The organism is Candidatus Thiodictyon syntrophicum (assembly GCF_002813775.1).
Lineage (GTDB): Bacteria > Pseudomonadota > Gammaproteobacteria > Chromatiales > Chromatiaceae > Thiodictyon > Thiodictyon syntrophicum.
Genome location: NZ_CP020370.1, coordinates 1,631,093 through 1,649,774, shown reverse-complemented (window position 1 = coordinate 1,649,774; position 18,682 = coordinate 1,631,093). Strand labels below are relative to the sequence as shown.

14 protein-coding genes are annotated in these 18,682 nt (G+C 65.2%); 1 reads left to right on the top strand and 13 read right to left on the bottom strand.

What is annotated here, in order from left to right; genetic code table 11:
- Window positions 1-53: 53 nt before the first annotated feature.
- From THSYN_RS07125 to THSYN_RS07095, 7 genes are all read right to left on the bottom strand, one after another.
- The gene (locus THSYN_RS07125; RefSeq protein ID WP_172965245.1) at window positions 54-872 is read right to left on the bottom strand and encodes a DUF4118 domain-containing protein; all 819 of its coding nucleotides are present in this window, start codon (window positions 870-872) and stop codon (window positions 54-56) included.
- 176 nt (window positions 873-1,048) lie between these two features.
- Window positions 1,049-2,752, bottom strand: a complete 1,704-nt coding sequence (locus THSYN_RS07120; protein ID WP_100918519.1) for an LruC domain-containing protein — start codon at window positions 2,750-2,752, stop codon at window positions 1,049-1,051.
- A gap of 227 nt (window positions 2,753-2,979) precedes the next feature.
- Complete coding sequence (locus THSYN_RS07115; RefSeq protein WP_100918518.1) at window positions 2,980-3,405, bottom strand: hypothetical protein; 426 nt, start codon at window positions 3,403-3,405, stop codon at window positions 2,980-2,982.
- A 460-nt stretch (window positions 3,406-3,865) separates the two neighbouring features.
- A complete protein-coding gene (locus tag THSYN_RS07110) occupies window positions 3,866-5,737 on the bottom strand; it encodes a L,D-transpeptidase family protein (protein ID WP_100918517.1) in 1,872 nt (623 codons plus the stop codon).
- Window positions 5,738-5,835: 98 nt separating this feature from the next.
- Window positions 5,836-7,326: a SpoVR family protein gene (locus THSYN_RS07105; protein WP_100918516.1), complete on the bottom strand. Its 1,491-nt coding sequence runs from the start codon at window positions 7,324-7,326 to the stop codon at window positions 5,836-5,838.
- The gene (locus THSYN_RS07100; protein WP_100922331.1) at window positions 7,323-8,594 is read right to left on the bottom strand and encodes a YeaH/YhbH family protein; all 1,272 of its coding nucleotides are present in this window, start codon (window positions 8,592-8,594) and stop codon (window positions 7,323-7,325) included. Before THSYN_RS07100 ends, THSYN_RS07105 begins: the two co-directional genes overlap by 4 nt.
- Before the next feature lie 125 nt (window positions 8,595-8,719).
- The gene (locus tag THSYN_RS07095) at window positions 8,720-10,642 is read right to left on the bottom strand and encodes a PrkA family serine protein kinase (RefSeq protein ID WP_100918515.1); all 1,923 of its coding nucleotides are present in this window, start codon (window positions 10,640-10,642) and stop codon (window positions 8,720-8,722) included.
- 631 nt (window positions 10,643-11,273) lie between these two features.
- Between THSYN_RS07095 and THSYN_RS36815 the strand changes: the two genes are divergently transcribed.
- A complete protein-coding gene (locus tag THSYN_RS36815; RefSeq protein WP_261341378.1) occupies window positions 11,274-12,254 on the top strand; it encodes a CHAD domain-containing protein in 981 nt (326 codons plus the stop codon).
- Here the strand turns inward: THSYN_RS36815 and THSYN_RS07085 are convergent.
- From THSYN_RS07085 to THSYN_RS07060, 6 genes are all read right to left on the bottom strand, one after another.
- Window positions 12,241-14,607 carry an arylsulfatase gene (locus THSYN_RS07085; protein ID WP_216644708.1) on the bottom strand — a complete coding sequence of 789 codons (2,367 nt, stop codon included), beginning with the start codon at window positions 14,605-14,607 and terminating at the stop codon, window positions 12,241-12,243. The genes THSYN_RS36815 and THSYN_RS07085 overlap by 14 nt on opposite strands.
- A gap of 204 nt (window positions 14,608-14,811) precedes the next feature.
- Window positions 14,812-15,090: a peptidase gene (locus THSYN_RS07080; protein ID WP_100918514.1), complete on the bottom strand. Its 279-nt coding sequence runs from the start codon at window positions 15,088-15,090 to the stop codon at window positions 14,812-14,814.
- 467 nt (window positions 15,091-15,557) lie between these two features.
- On the bottom strand, window positions 15,558-15,947 hold the full coding sequence (locus THSYN_RS07075) for a HEPN domain-containing protein (RefSeq protein WP_157817506.1): 390 nt from the start codon (window positions 15,945-15,947) through the stop codon (window positions 15,558-15,560).
- Window positions 15,940-16,257 (bottom strand): nucleotidyltransferase domain-containing protein, encoded by a 318-nt coding sequence (locus THSYN_RS07070; RefSeq protein ID WP_216644707.1) that lies wholly within the window; start codon window positions 16,255-16,257, stop codon window positions 15,940-15,942. Before THSYN_RS07070 ends, THSYN_RS07075 begins: the two co-directional genes overlap by 8 nt.
- Before the next feature lie 386 nt (window positions 16,258-16,643).
- Window positions 16,644-18,149, bottom strand: coding sequence for an arylsulfatase B (locus THSYN_RS07065; protein WP_100918511.1), 1,506 nt, complete (start codon window positions 18,147-18,149; stop codon window positions 16,644-16,646).
- A 173-nt stretch (window positions 18,150-18,322) separates the two neighbouring features.
- Window positions 18,323-18,598 carry a hypothetical protein gene (locus THSYN_RS07060; protein ID WP_216644706.1) on the bottom strand — a complete coding sequence of 92 codons (276 nt, stop codon included), beginning with the start codon at window positions 18,596-18,598 and terminating at the stop codon, window positions 18,323-18,325.
- Window positions 18,599-18,682: the final 84 nt, after the last annotated feature.

Sequence of the window (18,682 nt, the reverse complement as noted above, 5' to 3'; positions counted from 1 at the left end):
GCCGCCCGGGCTCAGTGGGCCGAGGGGACGGGAGCGCTCGCCGCGCGGCGCGCTCAACGCGGGTTCGCCGCCGGATCGTCACGAAACACGAGCACCACGCCCACGGGGCTGCCATCCCCCAAGCGCACGGGTGCGCCGCTGCCCTGGATAGGCAATTTCCGATAATCCCTTGCGATCAAGACGGCATCCGCGGGAAGCCCCACGCGCTCGCTGGTGGCAAGCACCTGCCGTGCGGGGTCAAGAACAGGCGCACGGGTCTGCCCATGCAGAATCCGGAGGACGTCAGGGAGCGGGCGTCCCACCGCCTCCGCGTCGCACCAGCCCGTCAATTGTTCAGCCCGGGCGTTGAGCGAGGTCACCCGGCCCTGCTGGTCGGTGGCGATGACAGCGTCGCCGACGCTGGTCAGGATCGCCGATTGGAGTGCCTGCCCCTCCTGCACCTGGCGCTGCGCGCGCTCCAGTCGTTCGCTCAGCACGCGCAGCAGTAACCCGTAGGCGGCCAGCGCTCGCGCGTCCTCCGCCCGCCGCCGGGCGCGATGCAGACCCTCGGTCAGCACGCTGATCAGCACCCCGACGGCGACCAGCAGCCCCAACTGGACCGTATCGATGGGGGCGCTGATCCCAAAGCCGATGGGTTCAAAGATCAGCAGGTCAGCCCCGACGGCGGCCACCAGGGTCGCCACGAGGCCGGGACCGACCCCCCCCAAGACGGCACTCAGTGTAATAGGCAGGACGAACAGGATGATGAGCGGACGGTGGGCCATCAACGAGGTCAACTGCGCCCGCACCAGCAGGACCGCTAAGGTCGCGGCCAGTGCCAGAGCGTAGGCGGCCCAGCGGGACGCGCGGGGCCAGCGGTGTATCGCTGTCATTGGGTTACTCGGCTCGCCGGATTGGCGGACGGAACCGGTGGCCCGGCCCCGCGCGCAATCCTGCATCCTAAACCCTGAGGCCGGAGGCGCAAAGGCCCACAGGCTTGTGGACGAACCCCGCCGGGTCCCGATCCTTCACCCCCGGGCACCAGCCGGGGGTTGTGCACGGGCCCAGGTCACTGCGGCGCAGGATCGGGGAAGACGCAACCAGCCACCGGATGCCGGTACCAGTCCGCATCCTCGGCGCCACTGCTGTTGACCCAGCTCACGAAGGCCGGATAACACGCATTGACCGGGCGCTTCTCCAGGGGTTGCTGCCACTCCAACGGCAGGTTGATCGCCCAGGGCAGCCCGCCTTTGGTCTTGTAAAAGCGGCCGATGGCCGGGTCGCTGCCCTCCTGCCCCCAGCCGAAGAGCCAGCCCTTGTACTTATCGGTCGGCGGGTGATCGGCCAGATGGGTCTCCCGCAACCGGTCGCCAGTGATGTAGATGAAGGGGTTGTAGGGGGCGGAGCCGAGCGTTTCGCGGGTGAGTGCGTTCTTGAAGGTGGCGCGGAAGTGAATAGTCGGCCCCTTGACCTCGGGACAGTTGCGGTCCGCGTTGAACTTGACCGTGTAACAGGTACGGCTGCCCGGGTTGCTGTTGGCGATCTTCTTGCTGTCGTCGAGCAGCACCAGGGTCAGGCCGTGCTGGCCCGGCTCGCTCACCAGCGGCACGCTGGGCTGACCATCGACCCACAAGGCGGCGCTCTCCAGGTCCGCGGGCAGTAGCTTGGGGAAGTTGATCCCAAAACCGTGGGAATAGGCTGACCCGCGCGCCTTGACCTGGAAGTTACCCTCCACATCCTTGATATTGCCGGCGGCATCGCGCACTTCGGTGAGGGTGTAGGCAAACACCAGGTCATTCATATCGTAGTCGCCCTCCATGGGCCAGAGGTCCTCGAAGGCCAACTGGGCGCGGGTCTTGTCGCTGGGGTAGGTCACCCGCAGAGCACGCAAGGGGTCCTGCGGGTAGTCGTCGTCCGAGTTCATCACCCCGTCCTTGTCGCTGTCGTTGGGGTCGACCAACTCGCCGATCTTCTCCGTGGCAATCGCCTCATAGGGATTGGCCTGGATACTGAACAGCACGTCGTTGAAGTCCTGATCGCAACCGGTGCTCTGCCGGTTGATGTCCTCGAAACCCAGGATCAACTGCTGATTGGTCTCGTCACGCAGCATGATGACGTGAGGCCGTAACAGGGGGTCGGTTTCCATGTTGAGGTTCTGCAGACTGTGCCAGACCCAGCCTGGATAACGCTCGAACACCCCGTTGGTCCCATCGAAGCCGTCGGCCATCAGGAAGAACCCGATCTTGGTCCCGGCCGTGAAGCGTCCGAGGAAAACCTGCTGGCCCGTCTTGAGCCCGCGGGCATTGCCGCCGCTGGTGGAATAGGAGGCGTTGGGCCACACCACCACATAGTCGACGGCATCGCGGTCGCTGGGCGGGCCGGCGGCGGGGTACTGGTAAAAGCCGAAGGCGTTGCGGTATCCGGCACCCTCATGCAGGAAGGTCACCCAGATGTCCGCGTCCTTCAGGAGGTTCAGGGTGGAGGACTCGCTGTCGGCGATCAGGGCAGTGGCCCCGCTGACCCGGACGTCTTTGCGCTCGGGCAGCGTCAGGTTGATACGATCCATCAACTCGGCCCGGACCGGCTGTTGGGTCAGGTCCATTTTCTTCGGGATCCCCTGACCATCGTAATTGGCCTGAAAGGCGGCCGGGCCACCGTTGCCGAACAGGAAGCGATACTGGACCGCCCCCGCCGGGGCGGCGGCGGCCAGGGTCGCGGCGCAGACCGCCGCGAGGACGGCGGGGCGGGCAGGTGCGTGATAGAGGCTCTTCATTTGGTGTGTACCGTTGCCGCTTAGGAATGGCTCACTGATAAGTCAAACACGTCCATTAGGGACTGCTTGTCGCGTCGTTGTCGTTGTCGTTGTCGTTGTCGTAATCGAGGTTATCGTAGCGCCCCGGATTGTCCCGCACGCCAAATTGCAGCGCTTCCCCGACTACGACTACGACAACGACAACGATTGTGTCGTGTTTAACTTGTTCTTGACTCGTTACCTGCCGATCAACCGAACTCGTGGTGAAGGGTGTGGGTGGCGTCGACCGGCACCAGGGCGGCATTGTCGATCCCCAATACGCCGACCCGGATCATGAGGTTCTTCACCGAGCTTGGGACCTGGATCTTGCGGTCGAAATTGCCCCAGTCGTCGGTCAGGCCGCGGTCGATCACCCGGTACTCGCCGTCCACGCCCTCAACCGGCTCCAGGACCTCGACGGTGCGCATCCCCGCGGGAGCCCCTTCCAGATCGTTCACGCTGACCTCGACCCAGAGGTCCTGTTCGGCGCTGAAGCCGAAGTCCTGGTCCGGCTGGACCACCTGTTTAAGCGGACCGCTGGTCTTGGAATTGGTGTCGTCGGCCTGGGCGCAGCCGAAGGGCATCAGGAGCTTCAGTAACAACAGCAGGAAGAAATGGCCGAATTTGCGCGTCATGGTACGGTTCCGATTCATGGTCTTGCCCCCTTCGCGGGTCGGAGACGAACCGCGCTTGACATACCCCGGGGTCGTGTCGCCAGCCCGGGGGAGCGCGGGCACAGAGGGATGTTAAGAAATCGACACGAACCGCTAGACCTATACCAGGGCGGCCAGCCGGACAGTGTGACGGGATCGATGCCCAGGCATTGTCAAGGCAGGAGTGATGGGCGATCCGTGAGCGGGATCAGGTTTTCACCATACCGTCAGGAGGCTGAAGGCAGAAGCCTCGGCGCCGCGGGCCGCCGCCGATGAGGCCGGACAGCAGGTGCAATGACTCAGAAGATTGGCGTAGGGTGCGCCGCGCGCACCTTGAGAGAGGGGGTGCGCCCGAGCGGTGCAGTCAGGGTCGCGGAGGGCGCCAGGGTGCCCCCGACGGCAGCGGCGCGGCCAATGGTCCGGGCACTTGCATCACGCGGTACTAAAGGCGGGTGGGCGGCGCACCGATCTCAGGGATGCTCGACACGGGCGCGGGGGGCAGGTCGAGGGACAGGCCCCGTGCGGCGGGCGCGCCCTGGGTCAGGGTGACACCCGGGCCAGGACCCGCGGGCGGTGCCGGCGGGTTCCCGGTGACCGGCGCGGGCACTTGGGTCCCGGCGGGCTGCTGCGGACCAGCGGTCTGCACCGCCTCCGGGTCCACCAGGGGCGATGGCGCGGCGAAGCCGATCCGCAGTTCACTCGGCGGGCCGTTGAGGGCGCGACGCAGGGCCGGGTCCCGCCCATAGATGTCGGGACGGAACTCGAGCCTGCCGTTCTCATCCGCCTTGGCGGTCAGATAATAAAGCAGCACGGGGAGCCGATCCTCGAGCGGAACGTAGCGGGTCTTGTTGGAGGCCACCACGCGGCCGATTTCGTGCTGGTCCCACGCCGGGCGCTTCAGATTCAGGATCACCTCGGCCAGTTTCAGGGGATTCTGCACCCGCACGCAACCGTGGCTGTAGGCGCGTACCGACTGGCTGAAGAGTCCCTTGCTTTGGGTGTCGTGCAGATAGACCGCCTGGTCGTTCGGAAAGATGAACTTGACGCGTCCCAGGGCGTTGCTCGGACCGGGCGGCTGGACGATGCTGACCCGCCGGTAATCGGCGACATTGGCGCCGCCCGCCGCCCGCCCGGTGCGCCGGTCCAAGACCCTGAATTTCGATGAAACGCCACGCATCTTTTTCTGGATCGACGGGGGCACGGTCCAGGTCGGATTGAACACCACATGTTCCATCTCGTCCCGAAAGCTCGGCGTCTGCGCCTCCCGGGTACCGACGACGACGCGCGTACTCCAATCAACTTGACCGGCGCGCACCACATGGGCCATGAAGCCCCCGACGTCCACGAACACATAGTCGCCGGGCAGTTCGTCGTAGAGCCAACGCATCCGCTCCAGGTTCATCCGGATCTGCTCGACCTTGCCGCCGCCGAGTGGTTGGTTGAGCGCGGCCACCGTGCGCGCGCCCAGGGCCCCATCCGCGGGCAGGGCAAAGCGCCGCTGGAACCTCATCAGGGCCTCACGCAGTTCCGCGTCGAACAGGTCCGGGGCATCCGGCGCCGTCGGCCCGTACTCGCCGTGGGCACGCAGGTGCTCACGCACTGAAACCACCCGCGGATCGCGGTTGCCCTGCACCAGTCTGCGCCCCGCGGGGATCGGCACCAGGGTGCGCAACGGATCGGCGGACCCTCCGTGCTCGCGTAGTGCCCGCTTCAGATTGTTGTAGAAAAAGGGCTGATGGGCGAGTTCACCCAGTGCGGACCGCGTATCTTCGGCCGCCACCACGCGCTCCATGGAGTCGATCAGGGTCTGCGCGGGGACGGCCCCGCGGTGATTCCAGGCGCGATTGACGGCGACCGGGTCCAGGCGTCCGAAGCGGATATGAAAACTGTAGCGCAGCAGGGCGTCGCTCAACTGGAGGTCCGCACCCAGGCGCTGCGCCGGCGTCAAGGACAGCAGCGCGTCCGGCTTGCTGAGTCGGCGCAGCACGGCGAGGTGGTAATCGGCGGGGTCGAGACCATCGGCCGGGCACTCCTCGACCGCGCTCAGCAGGGCCCCGACCCGCTGGGCGCTGTCCCAGGCCGGACGGAAGCCGCGGGCACCATAGAATTCCGCCAAGAAGCGTCCGGATTCAAGCGGCACGCCGCCAATGGTCACGGGCCCCTGCTCGCGAATGGACTCGAGCGTCGCCCGCAGCAGGGGGTCCGCGGCCGCAGCGCTGCCCGCCGCCTCGCCCGCCGCCGACCGCAGGGGGAGGCCGAGGGACAGCAGGGCCAGGGGGAGCAACAGGTGCCCGAAGAAGCGAAACCAAGCCATCTCCGTCTCCCGCAAAGACTTCAGACTCAAAAAAGGCAGCACGATTTCTGGCGTCCGCCAACGCCCAATTCTAACCGGATCTCGGCCGGTCCGTGAAGTCATACCTCGCCGACCAATTGGACGCGCCCCTGCTCGTCGACGGCCTCCATCCGCACCGTGAACCCCCACAGCCGCCGGACATGGCGCAGCACCTCGTCGGCGGACGCGGCCAGGGGACGCCGGTTGTGCCGGAAATGGCGCAACAGCAGCGACCGATCACCGCGCCGATCGACACTGTAGACCTGGATGTTCGGCTCCCGGGTGCCGAGATTGTACTGCTCCGCCAGCGACTGACGCAGTGCCCGGTAGCCGCGCTCCTCGTGGATCGCGGTGACCGCGATGGTCTCCTCCCGGTCGTCGTCACGGACCGCAAACAGGTGCAATTCCCTGATCAGGTGCGGGGACAGGTATTGGGCGATGAAGCTCTCGTCCTTGAAGTTGCGCATCGCGAAATCCAGCACCTTGAGCCAATCCCCGCCGGCGATGTCCGGAAACCACTCGCGGTCCTCCGCGGTCGGCGACTCACAGATGCGCCGGAGGTCGCGCATCATCGCGAAGCCCAGGGCATAGGGATTGATGCCGTTGTAGTAGGGGGCGTCGAACGGCGGCTGAAACACCACCCCGGTATGCGATTGGAGAAACTCCAGCATGAACCCGTCGCTGACGAAGCCCTCATCGTAGAGACGATTGATCAGGGTGAAATGCCAGAAGGTCGCCCACCCCTCGTTCATCACCTGGGTCTGGCGCTGCGGATAAAAATACTGGCTAACCTTGCGCACGATCCGCACGATCTCGCGCTGCCAGGGTTCCAGCAGCGGGGCGTTCTTTTCAATGAAATAGAGCAGATTCTCCTGCGGCTCCGGGGGCCACCGGGAGTCACCCTGCGTCACCCCGTCGGCGTCATGGGTCGGGATGGTACGCCACAGGTCGTTGACCTGGGACTGGAGATAGTCCGCGCGCTCGCCCTGGCGCCGCTGCTCCTCCGCGAGCGAGAGCGGGGCCGGCCGCTTGTAGCGATCAACTCCATGATTCATAAGGGCGTGGCAGGAATCGAGCAGCAGCTCCACCTCGGCCTCGCCATAACGCTCCTCGCAACTGGCGATATACTTGCGGGCAAACACCAGGTAATCGATGATCGCGTCGGCGCTGGTCCAGGCACGGAACAGGTAGTTGCCCTTGAAGAAACTGTTGTGGCCGTAACAGGCGTGCGCGATGACCAGGGCCTGCATCGGCAGGGTATTCTCTTCCATGAGATAGGCAATGCAGGGGTCGGAGTTGATCACGATCTCATAGGCAAGCCCCATCTGGCCGCGGCGATAGGTCTGCTCGGTACTGACGAACTGCTTGCCGAACGACCAGTGATTGTAGTTGATGGGGAGTCCGACCGAGGAATAGGCGTCGATCATCTGCTCGGAGCCGATCACCTCGATCTGGTTGGCGTAGGTGTCGAGCCCGTAGACGTTGTGGGCGAGCGTGCCCAGCTCGCGATCAAAGCGCTCCAACAGCGCAAAGGTCCATTCGGAGGAGTCCGAGATGATTCGACTGGTCATGCCGCCTGCCTCTTGAACAGATCCCGGAACACGGGAAAGATATCGTCGGCCCCGGCGATCTCGCGCATCGCAAAATGCGGGTGGGCCGCGGCCACCTCCTGATAGGCATACCAGAGGCTCTGGTGCTGGCGTGGGGTGATCTCCACATAGGCGAAGTAGCGCATCAACGGCAGGAGCTTGGCGCCCAGCAGGTCACGGCACACCGCGGAGTCGGAGTCCCAGTTGTCGCCGTCCGAGGCCTGGGCGGCATAGATATTCCAGACGCTGGAATCATAACGCTCGCGCAGTACCTCATAGGTCAGATCGAGGGCGCTCGAAACCACGGTGCCGCCGGTCTCGCGGGAGTAGAAGAACTCCTGTTCGTCGACCTCCTGGGCCACGGTGTGGTGGCGGATGAAGACCACCTCGATGCGATCGTAGTTGCGCTTGAGGAACAGGTACAGCAGGATGAAAAACCGCTTGGCCAGGTTCTTGCGCACCTGGTCCATGGACCCGGACACGTCCATGATGCAGACCATCACCGCCTTGCTGGTCGGCTCGGGCTGCTTGACGAAGCCCTGATAGCGCAGGTCGAAGGTATCGATGAACGGCAGTGCCGCGATGCGCGCGCGCTGCCGCTCGATCTCCTCGCCCAAGGCCAGGACGCGAATGTCATCCAACGCCGCTCCCGCGGCGAGCAGCGCCGCCAGTTCCTCTTCCAACTCGCGGATGCGGGCGCGGTAGGGACCGCCCAGGGCCGTGCGCCGTGCAATGGCGCCCTTCAGCGAGCGGACCACGTCGATGTTGGCGGGCGCCCCATCGGTGCGGTAACCGGCGCGGATGGTCTTGAACTCGGTGCTGCCCAGCAATTGATTTCGCACCAGATTGGGCAGTTCCAGGTCGTCGAAGAGCAGATCCATGAACTCCTCACGGGAGAGGTCGAAGATGAACTCGTCCTCCCCCTTGCCGCCCTTCCCGGCCTTGCCCTGGCCGGACCCGCCGCCCGCCCCGCCCGGCGGCCGCTCGATCTGGTCCCCGCTCATGAAATCACGGTTACCGGGGTGGACCATATCCCGGGTACCGCCGGGGCCGTGGTGAAAGACCGGCTCGGAGATGTCGCGTGAGGGGATCCCCACCTGCTCACCGGAGTCGATGTCGGTGATGCTGCGCTTGTTCACCGCGTCGGCCACCGCGCGTTTGAGTTGCGTCTTATAGCGCTTGATGAAGCGCGCGCGGTTGACCGCACTCTTGTTCTTGCCGTTCAGACGCCTGTCGATGAAATGGGACATGGGGTGATTCCGCTCCGCCACCTGCTGGCCCGACGAGGTCGGGCGCGTCATCCGCACCGCCGCGCGGGGCGGGGGCCGGGACGCCGGCTGCGCCGCTCCCGGACCGCCCGCCGACCGCGCCGCACCTATTGCGCCTTGCGCACCCGCAGGTACCACTCCGACAGCAGACGCACCTGCTTGGCGGTGTAGCCCTTGTCGGTCATGCGGTCGACGAACTGATCATGCTTCTTTTGGTCATCCACCGAGGCCTTGGCATTGAAGGAAATCACCGGCAGCAGTTCCTCGGTATTGGAGAACATCTTCTTTTCGATCACCACGCGCAGTTTCTCGTAGCTGGTCCAGCGGGGATTGGCGCCACCGTTGTTGGCGCGCGCCCGCAGCACGAAGTTGACGATCTCGTTGCGAAAGTCCTTGGGGTTGGAAATGCCGGCCGGCTTTTCGATCTTCTCCAGCTCCTCATTCAGGCCGCCGCGATTCATCATCTCGCCGGTGTCGGGATCGCGATATTCCTGATCCTGGATCCAGTAGTCGGCATAGGTCACGTAGCGGTCGAAGATGTTCTGACCATACTCGGCGTAGGACTCCAGATAGGCGGTCTGCAACTCCTTGCCGATGAATTCCGCGTAGCGCGGTGCCAGGTACTGCTTGAGATAGCTGAAGTAGCGCTCCTGGGTCTCGGGGGGCAGTTGCTCACGGGCGATCTGCTTCTCCAGCACATACAGCAGATGGACCGGGTTGGCCGCCACCTCGGTGTGGTCGAAGTTGAATACCTGGGACAGGATCTTGAAGGCGAAGCGGGTCGAGATCCCGGTCATGCCCTCGTCCACGCCCGCGTAGTCGCGATACTCATGCACCGACTTGGCCTTGGGATCGGTGTCCTTGAGGTTCTCGCCGTCATAGACCCGCATCTTGGAAAAGATATTTGAATTCTCGGGCTCCTTGATGCGGGTCAGCGTCGAGAACTGGGCCATCATCTCCAGGGTCCCGGGGGCGCAGGGGGCGGCGGCGAGCGAGCTGTTGCGCAGCAGCTTGGCGTAGATCTGCACCTCATCGCTGACCCGCAGGCAGTAAGGCACCTTGACGATGAAGACGCGGTCGAGGAAGGCCTCGTTGTTCTTGTTGTTACGAAAGGTCTGCCACTCCGATTCATTGGAATGGGCGAGGATGATGCCCTGAAACGGCAGGGCCGAGAGGCCCTCGGTGCCGTTGTAATTGCCCTCCTGGGTGGCGGTCAGCAAGGGATGCAGCACCTTGATCGGCGCCTTGAACATCTCCACGAATTCCATAATGCCCTGGTTGGAACGGCACAGTGCCCCGGAATAGCTGTAGGCATCCGCGTCGTGCTGGGCGAAGCGCTCCAACTGACGGATATCGACCTTGCCCACCAAGGATGAGATATCCTGGTTGTTCTCGTCGCCCGGCTCGGTCTTGGCGATGGCGACCTGCTCCAGGATCGAGGGGTAGAGCTTGACCACCTTGAACTGGGTGATGTCGCCCTTGTATTCCTGGAGACGCTTCACCGCCCAAGGGGACATGATGCCGCGCACATAGCGGGCGGGGATGCCGTAGTCCTCTTCCAGAATCGGGCCGTCCTCTTCCGCCGAAAACAGGCCCAACGGCGACTCGAACACCGGGGAGCCCTGGATGGCATAGAAAGGCACCTCCTGCATCAACTCCTTGAGCTTCTCCGCCAGCGACGACTTGCCGCCGCCCACCGGACCGAGCAGGTACAGTATCTGTTTCTTTTCCTCCAGCCCCTGGGCCGAATGCCGCAGATAGGAGACGAGCTGCTCGATGGACTCCTCCATCCCATAGAATTCCGGAAAGGCCGGATAGCGCCGCAGCACCTTATTCTGAAAGATGCGGCTCAGACGCGGGTCGTCGCGCGTATCCACCAGGCGCGGCTCACCGATCGCCAGCAGCAGCCGCTCCGCCGCCCCGGCATAGGCGCTGCGATCGGATTTGCACAGTTGCAGATAGTCATCCAGGCTCATGACCTCCTCGCGGGACGCCTCGTACCGGGCCTGGTAACGCTCGAAGATCGACATACGCTTAACCTCTCTCGAATGCTGCTCTCGCCCACCGGACCGGCGCACCGACAACCGGGGGCATGATTGTTCAATTGTTCGGGGCACACCGCGAAAAGACAAGGCTTGCCGGAAAATAAGCAATAACCAAGCCAGAACTACGGGGGCCGCGGGGGACGGCACTGGCCGAGCCGCAACGCGGACCGCCGACGGGACGCACTGCCGCCGGGCCGCACGCCAGGTTCGTGCGGCTGACCACCGCGGCGCGGCGATCAGCCCGGCCCGGCAGGGCCCGCGGCTACGGCGGCGTTAGAACACAACCCCGCCGACAGGTTCAGCCTGACCGCAGGGACAGCGCGCCCGGCCGCGCCAGGGACCAGGCGGCCGATCAAACCCAGGTTGCGCAGACAAGGTACGCAAATAAAGTAGTGAGAGTACCAACAAGACGAGGCGCCTCGCCAGCGGTTACTCCGCCGCCGCGCTTTTGTAATAATGCCGCCCTCGACAGCCAGGCCGCACCGGCACGCCCAGCGGTTCGCCATGGGCGCCGCGCCCCTGACCGACGAGGCACCCTGACCCCGCGCGAACGCAGGGCCACCGCAAGCCCCCCGCGACCGCGGGGCAACCAAAGGCGCTTAAGAGCACCGCCACCTTGGACTACCTGGTTACCGATCCGGCCCGAACCATCGCCCTGAGTTCCCTGGCAGAGGGCCGTTGGCACCTCGCGGCGGGGCCGGTCCTGGACCTGCGCCGGACCTTCATCGACACCTTCGACTGGGCCGTCTACCGCGCCGGCGCAACCCTGCAATGGCGCCACACCCCGCGCCACGCGCGGCTGATCTGGAACGGCCTCAGCGCGCCGGATGGGGACCTCGCGCAGCGCGCGCCCACCGCGCCGGGCTTTGCGGCCGACCTGCCGCCCGGACCCGTGCGCAAGCGGCTGCTGCGGATCACGCAGCACCGCCGCCTGTTACCCGTGATGCGCATCGAGACCCGGACGCACAGCCTCCTGATGCAAGACGCGGACCACCAGACGGTCGCGCGGCTGCGACTTGCGCAATCGCGCTTTCATGACCCGCGCGGCGGCGACGGCGACCTGGACTGCGAATTCCTGCACGATCTGCGGGTCGCGACCCGCCGCACCCGCTCCGCCCTGGGCCAGATCCGCGGGGTCTTTCCGGCGCCGCTGGCGGCACACTTCAAGGCCGAATTCGCCTGGCTCCAGGAGGTGACCGGGCCCGTCCGTGACCTGGATGTCTACCTGCTCGAATTCGATGCCTATCAACGGGCGCTGCCCCCGGCCCTGCGCCCGGACCTGGAACCCCTGCGCACCATGATCGAGCAACTGAAGGTCCTGCTCGACAACCTCGGCGGCTTTCAGGACCGGGCGGTGCAGGCCGCCCACCTGCGTGACCTGGCGCAGCGTATGCGCGACGAGGACCAGGCCGCGAGCAACACCCTGCTCGCGGTCGGCGCGGTGGTCGGCAACCTGTTGAGCCGGCAGCAGCAGGCCCGCGGTGAGTTCGACCAGGTCTTCGACGCCTTCCTGGACGGTCAACGGCAGCCGCGCCGCGAGCACCTGTTCAATCCCGCTCCGGCAGACGGTGAAGCAACGCTCGCTACTTCAGGGTGACCTTGACCGCGTCGATGGTCCCGTCGAAGGCGAAGGGCCGTCGATCGAAATAGTCGAGCGACACCGGTGAACCCAGATCAGTACCCACATCGAAGGTTTCGCTCGCCGTGAAGGCGGCCGGGACTGTGCGCTTGACCGTGGTACGACCGACCTCCTGGCCATCGACGCTGAGTACCACCTCCGCCGGGGCGCCGGGCTTGGCAATCGTCGTGTCCACCTCGATCCGGTGTCTGCCCGCCGCCAGCTTCTGCGCCGAACGCGCCGTATAGCGCTCGATGATCATCATGTTGTACTCATAGACCAAATGGCCCCGGTCCATATAGAGCGTCAAGCCGCCGGAGGCGCCGCCAAGGGCATAGAGTACACCCGTTGCGTTCGGCCCCAGCACGGCCTCGATGCTGACCTGATTACTCTCACGGCCGAGGCCCGGCGCCGTGAATTCCGGCATACGGGTCGTGGTCGCGTCGAATTGCCACCTGGTATAGGGCGTCGTGATGCGGTCCTCGGGATGCAGGCGCAACCAGATACCGGCGCCGATGGGAAATACTTTGTTCTCGCGCGCTTGCTCAAGGAACAGCGCCTTCATCTCCCCCAGCCGCTCGGGCTCCTGCGCTGCCAGGTTCGCGGCCTGTGAAAAGTCGGTCTTGAGGTTGTAAAGCTCCCAGCGATCCTGGTTCGCGTCCCAGGTCGCAAGCCCCGGACTGAGGGTGAGCCAGGGTGTGAGCGGACCAAAGGTACAGGCAAACCAGCCGTCCTGATAGAGGCCGCGGCTGCCGTTGTTGTCGAAATACTGGGTGAGCTTGCGGCCGGGGGCCTGGGGGTCGGCGAAGGTGTAGACCATGCTGGTACCGTCGATCGGGTCCTGCGTGAAGCCGTCGACCACCCGCGGCGGCACTATCTGCAGGAGGTCATAGATCGTCGGTACTATGTCATTGACGTGATGGAATTGAGGGCGCGGCGTCCGATCGGGCTGGATGCGCGCCGGCCAGGAGACGGCTAGCGGATTGCGGGTGCCGCCGAAGTGCGAGGCGATCAGTTTGGTGTACTGAAACGGCGTATCGCCCGCCCAGGCCCAGCCGGCGTGATAGATGTTGTCCACCTTGGGGCCGCCTAGTGCGTCCAGGCCGCCGAGTTGATCCAGCGCGGCGAGCTGCTGTGCAATAGTATTGGGGATCTGGTTCTGCGCCAACAGCTCGCTGATGCTCCCCTGCTGGCCCTCCGCGCTCGCTCCGTTGTCACCGAAGACATAGAAGACGATGGTATTGTCACGCAGGCCCAGGCGCTCCAACTCGTCGATGACCCGGCCCGCCTGGGTGTCGACGTGCTGCACAAACCCGGCGAAGACCTCCATCAATCGCCGCTGGAATGGACGCTCGGACTCCGGAATGTCTGCCCAGGCGGCCATGCTATCCGTCCGCGGCGTGAGTTGCGTTGCCGCGGGAATCCAGCCCAGCGCCTTTTGTTGCGCGAAGGTCCGCTCACGCAGTTGATCCCAGCCGGCGTCGAATTGGCCCCTATACTTGTCCGCCCACTCCTTGAAGATATGGTGCGGGCCGTGTCCGGCACCGGGCGCCCAATACACAAAGAACGGCTTGTCGGGGGCAAAGGCGCGGTGCTTGCGCAGCCACGTGATCGTCTGATCGGCCAGGTCTTCGCTCAGGTGATAGCGCACATCGTGGGGCGGCTCGACCGTATTGAGGTTCTCGACCAGCCGCGGCTCCCATTGTGAGGTCTCGCCGGCCAGGAAGCCATAGAAATAGTCGAAGCCGATCCCCTCACCGGTCGGCCAGAGGGTGAAGGGACCCATGGCCGTGGTCTGGGTGGCGGGGGTGTTGTGCCACTTGCCGAAGGCGGCGGTCGCATAGCCATAGTCGCCGAGCACCTTGGCGAGCGTGGCCGAGGTCCGCGGGATCTCGCCCGTATAGCCGTCCCAATCCACCGCGCGTTCGGCAATGGTCCCCGAGCCCACCCGCTGGTGGTTGCGTCCGGTCAGCAGCGCCGCCCGGGTTGGTGAGCAGATCGCGGTGGTATGGAAGGCGTTGTAACTGATACCCGCATTGGCGATGCGCGAGAGGGTCGGCGTATGGATGGGGCCGCCGTAGGTATCAGGCAGGCCGAAACCCACGTCATCGAGCAGGATGATCAGGATATTGGGCGCATCCGCGGGCAGGTGGTTCGGCGCCGCCCGACGGACCATCGTCGATTCCTGAAGGGTTGGGGCGGCGATGCTCGCCGAAGGGGTCGGCGGGAAGGGCAGCACCGAGCCGTCGTCCGGGGTCGCGGTTGCCGCCTGGCTCGCAGGGGGCACGAGGCCGCACAGGGCGGCCAACAGCAGGGGCTTGATCTTCAACACTCGCGCATCTCCGGCAACTGAGGGGTCGGCCACGTTTGGCCCAGGGTAACGGTCAACCTAGCCCAGTGCCCGTGGATCTGTCTATGCACTTGGCGCAAGCCTCGCAAACCACAAGGTGGTAGGGCGGATGCCCGCAGGGCGATCCGCCATGGCGCCGACGCCAAAGATGGCGGTACCGCTGCGCGTTCCACCTCACGCGGGCTACTACCTGGTCCCGGTACAGTAGGCGTCGAAGGCCGCCTCAGTCGAGGCCAACCCCTTGTCTTTCGCCAGCTCCCATGGCCGGACACACTTGTTCTCGCGCGCGCACCACGAATAGCCCGCCGAACCGATGCACCCATGCGCATCGCGGTCAGCGCCGGGCATGCCGTGCGGGGGAGGCGCCACGCCCGGCACCTTCGCGGACGGCCCCACATCCGCCGCCATGGCCCCGCCCGCCACGACCGACAGCAGCGACATCAATGCCAGTATGCTCAGTTTCATGCTTGTCTCTCCGTTCTCTAAGTTGACCCCGGGCTGGCTTCACTGGTCCGCCCCGGGCTTGATGTTGGCAGTGAGGATTAAGCGCCGCCACATTCATGCTGGGAATCTGACATGGTGAAATTCTTCTTTGTTCTGTGGCCGGACGGGGCATTCGCCCCGTCCGAAACATTTTCCCCAGACCCGCCGGCTCGTGCCGAGGGTCCGCGACGGCCTTGACCATATTTCCGGCCGCTGGGAGGGCCGCACCCCAGTGCGGCGCAGCCTATCCGCCGAACGCCACGCTGCGGTCGCTCGCGAGGCCGCGCCACACTGGGGTGCGGCGCTGCCAGCGTCCGGAGCGGGCTTACGCGCGTGCGCTCGCCGGTGCGGCTTGGCCGGGGTCTTGATCAAGGCCGTCCGCGACGGAATAAGCGTTTGGAACGGGGGGAATCCCCCGTCCCGCACGGGCTTGATATGCCTTTCTGGTCTTAGTCCAGCGCAGCGGCAAGCTCCCGTTCTGCCCACTCTCTGAGTTCTTCCACCATGGCCGTCGCCTGTAACTGGTCAAACAGCGGCACGGAACAGGTCTCGTAGCGGAACCGGACGGCGAAGCTATTGAGGATGCGCAATGCATCCAGATCGGCGGGGACCAGTATCCGATGGGTGGCACATAGCGATGACAGCAGCGCCAGGTCGTGCGTGCGCTCGAATATGACGCCATGCAACACCAACACCGCTTTGATGAACTTTTCGCACGCCTGCTGGGCATGAAAGCCCATGACTTCTACAGGTGCCTCACCGGAGTCGCGCAATAGGCGTAATGTGAGGCGATCACGTAAGCCCGCGGCCATCATCGACTGCGCCTGCGCACTATGCATACTCATAGAGCACCTTGCCTTCCCGTGTCGCCCAATACACCGGCGTGGTCCACCAGTCCCGCTGCCTCTCGAAGTCGGCCTCGCACAAGAGCAACAGGTCGACTCCAATGTCGAGTTGGCCCAATGCTCTGTGGACGCGTAGGTATTCTTGCGCGTAATCAGGGATCTCCCGCTCTACCAACAGCAGGTCCAGGTCGGAGCCTTCATCGGCATCGCCGCGGGCATAGGAACCGAAGAGGATCACCTTCACGGGCGCGTGAGCGGCGGCGGTTACGCGCCGGGCGGCTTCGCGGATGTCAGTGTCGGTCAACACGGTAGCAGATAGACCCAGTCAGTCATGACGTCGGCGCTACAGGTCGACCTCGGCAGGTACCGGGTCCTTGGTGAACAATCTGACGCGGCGCTCGATCTGCATGATGTTGCACTCTGTTTGACCTGTGCCGTGGCCTAGGCTAGCACATCGCGGGCGCGGCGGGCACCCCGCCCAGCGATCGACCCCACGGCACAGCGACCCGGACTCAAGGTCGCTGCGCGCACTCGGTGCGCACGGCGCACCCTACGCCGCTCGGGCGGGACGGGGCATTCGCCTCGCCCCGAACGTCTATTGCCTTGCGGACCGCTGATACGAGCCGGCAGGTCCGGAAAAATCGTTTCGGACGGGGCGAATGCCCCGTCCGGCAGTGGCAAAGGGCACGTTCAGGGTTGCGGCAGAACCGGTTTCAGATGCGGCATCCCGCCGTCGTCGATGTCGAAGTCCGGGTCGAACAGGGTCTGGCCCTGGGCGCCCAGGTAGTCAGGCTGCGCCTTGAGCCACTCGCTCATCTTCTGCTCTTTGGCATAGGCGAGCAGCCGGGCCTCCAGGTCGCGCACGACCTCCGGGTTCTGCTCGGCCAGATTGGTCTTCTCGCCCGGGTCGGCGCTGAGGTCAAACAATTCAGTCTTGCCCGGCAGCAGCGCGACCTTTACCAACTTCCACTGGCCCTTGATGACGGCGCCGCGGAAGGCTTCGACGTTCACCAGGATATCGTCGTGGGGCGAGGCCTGGCCGGTGGCGACGGTCGCCCAGATGTCCTTGCCGTCGAGCGGCTTGTCGGCTGGGTTGGCGGGGGCGCCGGCCAGGGCCAGGGCGGTGGGCATCACATCGACCATGTGCAGCGGCGCATCAACGACCCGCGGCTGGAGCCGGGCCGGCCAGTTGAAGATGGTCGGAACGCGCACCCCGCCTTCATATAGGCTGCCCTTGCCGCCGCGCAGTGCGCCGTTGCTGGCCGGCAGCACATCCTGGGTGACACCGCTCGCCGCGCGCTCGGCCGGGGAATGCGCGCCGCTGGCAACCACCGCGCTGCGGGGTCCGCCGTTATCGCTGGAGAAAATGATCAGGGTGTTGTCGCGCATCCCGCGGTCATCCAATGCCTTGATGATCCGCCCCACCTGTTCGTCCAGCGAGGAGATCATGGCAGCATAGGTACGGCGCGTCGGGTCCGCGATGCTGTCGGCATAGCGGGCCTCCCCGGCCTTGGGTGCCTGATAGGGCGCGTGCGGGGCGAGCGAGGCGAAATACAGGAAGAACGGCTGGTCCTTCGACTGCTGCTCGATGATCTTGACCGCCTCATTGCCGATGAGGTCCAGGTAATAGCCCTCCTCGTCGATGAATTGGCCGTCGCGCTGCCAGTCGATGATGCCGGAGCGCTGGTGGGTGAAGTAGTCGACCTCGCCGACCGTATTGCCGTAGAAGTGATCGAAGCCGCGGTTCTGCGGCCAGAATTTCTTATCCGCATGGCCCAGGTGCCACTTGCCGACCATATAGGTCGCATAGCCGGCCGCCTTGAGCGCCTGCGGCAGGGTCCGCTCGTCGGTGGGCAGGCCATAGCGGTGGTTGGGAAAGATCACCAGCGTCTGGAGGCCCTGGCGCATCGGATAGCGGCCGGTCATCAAGGCGGCGCGCGCCGGGGTACAGACCGGCATACCGTGGAAATTTTCCAGCCGCACCCCGTCGCGGGCGAGCGCGTCGATGTTCGGCGTCTTGATATCGCTGCCGCGATAGCCCAGGTCGGCATTGCCCAGGTCATCGGCCAGGATGACGATGATATTCGGTTTGGCCGCGGCGGCGCCCGGCGACTCGGGCGGGGCGGCCTGGCCGATCGGCAACGCGCTCAGGCCGAGCCAGAAAAAAGATAAGAAGGCAAATGAACGCGGCGTCATGGGCGGGTTGCTCCGGTGATACAGAAGATTGGGCAAGGTGATGGGTAGCGAGCGTCGGCCAATTTATGCCGTGCGCCGATGTCAGGCGCGTCAAGGGCTCATGATCTTTACGAACGGTTCCCCAGGGTCTTGCCCGGGGTCGATAGGTCGAGCCCCGACAGGGCCTAAGCCCTCTATTTCACGGCCTTTTTCGCCGCCCCTTGGGCACTGTAGGATGGCTGTTTGACCGCCCCCTTGCCCACGCCGCCGGCCGCGCGCTTGGCGGTGTCCTTGGCGGCCTCGGCGGGCGAGCAGCGACCGCCGACCCCGACGGTCGCCTTGGCCGCGGCGCCCTTGGCGGCCTTTTGGGCGGTGCAATCGGGGTCCAGTACACCGGCACCAGCGATTGCGGCGGCGCCCAACAGTGTCAACACCAGTGCAGTGGTCGAAGCGGGTTTCTGAATGCTCATGGCTTGGTCCTCGGGTTATTGATAGCGGGTCGTCGGTCGGCTGCCCGTGGTGGCGGTTCGGGCCGCAACCCGCCGTCGCCAATG

Bases quoted from the DNA above. Each gene is read 5' to 3' on its own strand.
- THSYN_RS07115 (WP_100918518.1), bottom strand. From the start codon at position 3,405: ATGACGCGCAAATTCGGCCATTTCTTCCTGCTGTTGTTACTGAAGCTC.
- THSYN_RS07075 (WP_157817506.1), bottom strand. From the start codon at position 15,947: ATGCATAGTGCGCAGGCGCAGTCGATGATGGCCGCGGGCTTACGTGAT.
- THSYN_RS07065 (WP_100918511.1), bottom strand. From the start codon at position 18,149: ATGACGCCGCGTTCATTTGCCTTCTTATCTTTTTTCTGGCTCGGCCTG.
- THSYN_RS07105 (WP_100918516.1), bottom strand. From the start codon at position 7,326: ATGACCAGTCGAATCATCTCGGACTCCTCCGAATGGACCTTTGCGCTG.
- THSYN_RS07060 (WP_216644706.1), bottom strand. From the start codon at position 18,598: ATGAGCATTCAGAAACCCGCTTCGACCACTGCACTGGTGTTGACACTG.
- THSYN_RS07095 (WP_100918515.1), bottom strand. From the start codon at position 10,642: ATGTCGATCTTCGAGCGTTACCAGGCCCGGTACGAGGCGTCCCGCGAG.
- THSYN_RS07120 (WP_100918519.1), bottom strand. From the start codon at position 2,752: ATGAAGAGCCTCTATCACGCACCTGCCCGCCCCGCCGTCCTCGCGGCG.
- THSYN_RS07100 (WP_100922331.1), bottom strand. From the start codon at position 8,594: ATGTCCCATTTCATCGACAGGCGTCTGAACGGCAAGAACAAGAGTGCG.
- THSYN_RS07080 (WP_100918514.1), bottom strand. From the start codon at position 15,090: ATGAAACTGAGCATACTGGCATTGATGTCGCTGCTGTCGGTCGTGGCG.
- THSYN_RS07110 (WP_100918517.1), bottom strand. From the start codon at position 5,737: ATGGCTTGGTTTCGCTTCTTCGGGCACCTGTTGCTCCCCCTGGCCCTG.
- THSYN_RS07125 (WP_172965245.1), bottom strand. From the start codon at position 872: ATGACAGCGATACACCGCTGGCCCCGCGCGTCCCGCTGGGCCGCCTAC.